Here is a 3,329-nt window from a genome sequence, read left to right as displayed (position 1 = left end):
GAGCTGACGGCTGATGCAGTTGCCTTTCCCAGCGGTATCGACAACCGGAACGACTTACCCGTTGCCGGATCGAACCGAACGACTCCCCCCCGCGTGCCCAGCCACAACTGCCCATCGTCGCTTTCGGTAATTCGTCGGATAAAGTTGCAGCCGGGGCCCAACGACGCTAACGAATAGCGTTGAAAGGATTGCGTAGCTGGCTCAAATCGGTTCAGCCCTTCCTGCGTACCCACCCAAAGTGTACCGCTGCGACTCGTGAAAACGCTACGTATCACCCGGTGCGACAACGAATGCGGATTTCCCGACTCCCGCGAGAAGTTCAGACAACGTACGCCATCGTAGCGGGTCAATCCGTTTACGGTAGCAATCCAGATGAAACCAGCCGTATCCTGCGAAATAGCGACGCCAAAGTTGGCAGCCAGGCCCTCTTGCAAACCCAGATGCTGAAACGACAAAGTTGGTCCCTGAGCGGCTACCGGCTTCCAGCAAATACTTAACAGAAACAGCCCTAACAACATTGGCCATCTATTCAGCCGTTTCACTACGTTATGCTTATAGATCTGTGTCGTACGACTGCTATGGCTATACGGCATACTAAATCAGTCAAAATAAGAGGAGAATTAGCGCGCGGGAAATTAGCAAGCAAGCCTGTGAAACGCATCAATCATCTGATTGAACGTACTAAAATTGGGCCGCAGCCTCCGGCACACTATTGATGCAGATAACCAGTTATTCGGCCAAACCTACTCATTATTAGTTAAGGCTATGTTGCGTCTTCATCGTTTTGTTGTTTTGCTTACGCTATTACTTATTTTGCCAATCAGCCTGTGACACGTGCCAAGAAAACCATTTCGGGATCAACTTACCAGCAGTCGGTAAAAAACGAACTGGCGTATCGGCAGGCTCAGCAGCAACTGCTGGAAAGTAATCGACGCCTTGCCGAAGCTAAATTACTGGCGATGCAAATGCAGATGAATCCACACTTCGTGTACAACAGTCTGAATTCGATCAATTACTTTATTCTGCAACACGAGGCTGAACAGGCATCACTGTACCTGACCAAGTTTTCGAAGCTGATGCGTCAGGTGATGACCAATACCGCTGCCGAATGGGTGTCAGTCAGGAACGAGCTGAACGCACTGCAGATTTACGTAGAACTGGAACAGCTACGCAGCGACAACGGATTCGACCTTATTCTGACTGTAAGTGAGTCGCTCAACACCGACAAAGTGTGCATCCCTCCGTTAATTACACACCCCTACGTCGAAAATGCGATACGGCACGGCCTGTTACAGCCGCAGGTCGATAAGCCTGTTTTACGGATCAACTGTTTTCAGCAAGACGACTCTTTGTTTATTCAGATCATCGACAATGGCATCGGTCGGGCGGCTTCTGCGCAGGCGCAACGGCATGGCCTGACGGCACACAAAGCCTACGGACATACGCTTACTAAAGAACGGTTGCGGATTATCAATGAAATTAATAACGTTGATGCCTGTATCGACGTAGCGGATTTAAACACCGATGAAGGTGCTCCGGCGGGTACCTGCGTTACGTTCTCGATGAAATCAAAAACCTGCTAGATTCGTATGACTACGTTTCTCAACGTTACAAGTAGTACGTCGAAAACTTACCTTTCTCAATCATATATCCTCTATCACACATTTCCTCACAAAACCATGACTGCTCTTATCATTGACGACGAAAAACACTGCCGCGACGTACTAAGCCTGCTGATAACCCGATATTGTCCAACGGTTCAGGTTGTAGCCAGTTGCAGCAGTGGTACCGAAGGGCAAACCGCTGTTGAAACGCTACGTCCTGATCTGGTTTTTTTGGACATTGAAATGCCGGGTATGAATGGTTTCGAAATGCTGGAAGCCTGCCGTTACAAGGATTTCCGGGTTATTTTCACGACGGCATTTAACGAATACGCCATTAAAGCCATTCGGCATAATGCGCTGGACTACATCTTAAAACCCATCGATAAAGATGAACTGGTGCAGGCCGTTGCCAAAGCCGAACAGGCACAGCTTACAAATGCCCCTACACAGGTTGAACAGCTACTTGGGTATCTGCAAAATCAGCGCGCGGGCGGTCGGATTGCGTTGCCTACGCTGGAAGGTCTGCAAATTATTCATAGCGAAGAGATTTACTACTGCGAATCGGACGGAGGGTATACGCGCTTTATGCTGAAAAACGGGCAGATCATCCTGATTTCCAAAACACTGAAAGAAGTAGAAGAGGTGCTGGAAACCAAGGGTTTTTGCCGGGTTCATCACAGCTATCTGATCAATCTGCGCTACGTTCAGCGCTACATCCGGGGCGATGGTGGCGAAGTTGTTATGGCGAACAACAAAGCGCTGCCCGTTTCCCGTAATAAAAAACAGGAGTTTCTGGGCCTGCTGGAGAAAATCTGAAAGTAAGGTCTTTAAATACACTAAAGGACGTTCGTCCTATTTTTCGCGACTCCAGATTTCGTTGACACTTCCCCCGGTCGAACTTTGTCCGGTATGATGCCATTCGTTTCCGTTTACATCGGCCGAGAACGTTATAGAGCGTCCAACCCGGCTATTATCGCGGGAGAAGAAGTCAATCGTTTCGGTGTATTTACCGTCTTTTAGCGCATACGTACCGCCCCCCGTCCCGAAGAATTGTTTGGTTTGCGGATTAATAGCCGCCCATTGAAACCGGCTTCCGGTCAGTAGTTTGATCGTTTTACGGGGACCTCGCTGCATGGCTGTGATCTGGCCGGCATCGTTTGCTCGTCCCGTAATTCGCCAAAGTCCCGTCAGCGCTGTTGGTGTTTCGTTCACTCGGTTGAATGTCCGGCTTCCAGCGGCATTATTAAGCCGTATCTGGTTGTTTTCGATAGCTATCTGATACGTATCCGTTTGCCCTACGCGACTGCTATCCTGCGTATCGAATTCGAGCATTAGGTTTAGTTTATCCTTCTCCTGTCGGTATGTTCCGCCCCGCGTTGCAACGTAGCGAGAAGGTTCGTACGTAGTCTGAATCAGATAGTTATCAACTATCGTTAGCACAACCGTAGCGCCGGAGGATTCTGACAAGCGCCAGGTGCCATCAAGTCTGGTTGTCTGGGAGGGCTGAAACGCGCCGATCCGACCGGTGATTTCCAGAAGTAGAAGAAAAAGATGAGCAGGTTTCAGCTTCATGGTCAGTTGCGTTTAGCTTGTCTGATTGTCATACGTAGGGAATACTGTTAAAAGACGTAGGCAACACGTTCACTACTTATACTGATAAACGGACGTATTGTTACTCCTACTCTACCCGTTGTTGATTTCAATTAGCCAACTGTGCTGCTGATA

General features: G+C 49.0%; 4 protein-coding genes. 2 read left to right on the top strand and 2 right to left on the bottom strand.

What is annotated here, in order from left to right; genetic code table 11:
• On the bottom strand, positions 1-593 hold a 593-nt coding region (locus ACOJS8_RS25690; protein WP_420151417.1), incomplete at its 3' end, for a ligand-binding sensor domain-containing protein.
• Between the two features lie 234 nt (positions 594-827).
• On the opposite strand from ACOJS8_RS25690, the gene ACOJS8_RS25685 reads away from it, so the two are divergent.
• The gene (locus ACOJS8_RS25685) at positions 828-1,583 is read left to right on the top strand and encodes a sensor histidine kinase (protein WP_420151416.1); all 756 of its coding nucleotides are present in this window, start codon (positions 828-830) and stop codon (positions 1,581-1,583) included.
• Between the two features lie 96 nt (positions 1,584-1,679).
• The gene (locus tag ACOJS8_RS25680) at positions 1,680-2,420 is read left to right on the top strand and encodes a LytR/AlgR family response regulator transcription factor (RefSeq protein ID WP_420151415.1); all 741 of its coding nucleotides are present in this window, start codon (positions 1,680-1,682) and stop codon (positions 2,418-2,420) included.
• 36 nt (positions 2,421-2,456) lie between these two features.
• On the opposite strand, the gene ACOJS8_RS25675 is transcribed toward ACOJS8_RS25680, so the two are convergent.
• Positions 2,457-3,176 (bottom strand): membrane or secreted protein, encoded by a 720-nt coding sequence (locus tag ACOJS8_RS25675; RefSeq protein ID WP_420151414.1) that lies wholly within the window; start codon positions 3,174-3,176, stop codon positions 2,457-2,459.
• Positions 3,177-3,329 lie beyond the last annotated feature (153 nt).

The sequence above is a fragment of the Spirosoma sp. genome, assembly GCF_048594605.1.
In the GTDB taxonomy this organism is placed as follows: Bacteria; Bacteroidota; Bacteroidia; order Cytophagales; family Spirosomataceae; genus Spirosoma.
Note: the sequence above shows the minus strand (reverse complement) of the source record. Positions and strands in the feature narration are given on the sequence as shown.

What these genes read in the sequence shown, in the direction of transcription:
- ACOJS8_RS25675 (WP_420151414.1), bottom strand. Translation starts at nt 3,176, where the DNA reads ATGAAGCTGAAACCTGCTCATCTTTTTCTTCTACTTCTGGAAATCACC.
- ACOJS8_RS25680 (WP_420151415.1), top strand. Translation starts at nt 1,680, where the DNA reads ATGACTGCTCTTATCATTGACGACGAAAAACACTGCCGCGACGTACTA.